The organism is Rhodopirellula maiorica SM1 (assembly GCF_000346295.1).
Classification (GTDB): Bacteria; Planctomycetota; Planctomycetia; order Pirellulales; family Pirellulaceae; genus Novipirellula; species Novipirellula maiorica.
Map to the genome: position 1 here is coordinate 1 of NZ_ANOG01000883.1, position 873 is coordinate 873.

The following is an 873-nucleotide window of genomic DNA, read 5'->3' on the forward strand; positions in this document are numbered from 1 at the left end:
GGACACGACATCGACATCGCCCAACGACGGGCTCCGAAACCAGAGTTTTCGAAATTACGCCGACTACATGATGACCAGCTCGTTTCGAGACGCGTTTGCGGAACTCGAGCAAATCGCTGCTGCTAAACGAACCGCGATCATGTGCTCGGAAAGCGTTTTCTGGCGGTGCCATCGCCGACTCGTTAGCGACTACACGGTCGCATCAAGTGGAACGGTCCACCACATATTCCCCGACGGCAAAATCCGCCCCCATACCCTGACAAGCGAAGCAGTGATCAAAGACTCCGGCGATTCCCCCCAAGTCATCTACCCCGCGTAAAAAGGTGCCGCAAACCTGCCGGGCAAGATAGGCGACCTGTTGGCTTTGGAAGCACGAATGAGGGAAGCACGAATGAGAAATCAATTGCCGCTCTCGCTGGTGCGGAAGAATTCGGCGGGGAAGGGTGCCAGTTTGGATTTATTGGGGTTTCGCCACGGGAATTGTGCTCCGCGATCTTCTAACAATGGCATTTCGTCACCGCCGCTGGCGTGCAACAGGTCCCACAGCTCGGTGTTCAATTGTTGGACTCGACCGGCATGCTCCGGCGAGTCGATCAGATTGTGCATCTCGTCGGGATCGGTTTGCAAGTCATACAGTTCATCGCGATCCCACAGTCCGTGACAGCGAATGTATTTATAGCGTCCACCGATGATCGCATGCAGTGTCGGAGTCTGCGGATAATTGCGTTCCCAGTAATACTCGTACAGCAGCGTCTCGCGTTTAAATCCGGACGAATCGTTTTGCGTCAGTGGCTTCCAGAAACTTTTGCCGTCTTGCTCGGGCAGGGCAGGCGCGGAAGCCGCTTCTAATAGTGTCGGCGCGACGTCGATGTT

At 55.3% G+C, this 873-nt stretch carries 2 protein-coding genes; one reads left to right on the forward strand and one right to left on the reverse strand.

What is annotated here, in order from left to right:
* Positions 1 to 319: DUF488 domain-containing protein (locus tag RMSM_RS28170; protein ID WP_040769768.1), on the forward strand; the 319-nt coding region annotated here is incomplete at its 5' end.
* A gap of 80 nt (positions 320 to 399) precedes the next feature.
* Here the strand turns inward: RMSM_RS28170 and RMSM_RS28175 are convergent.
* Positions 400 to 873 (reverse strand): sulfatase/phosphatase domain-containing protein (locus RMSM_RS28175; protein WP_008705151.1); only part of this gene is annotated, 474 nt, incomplete at its 5' end.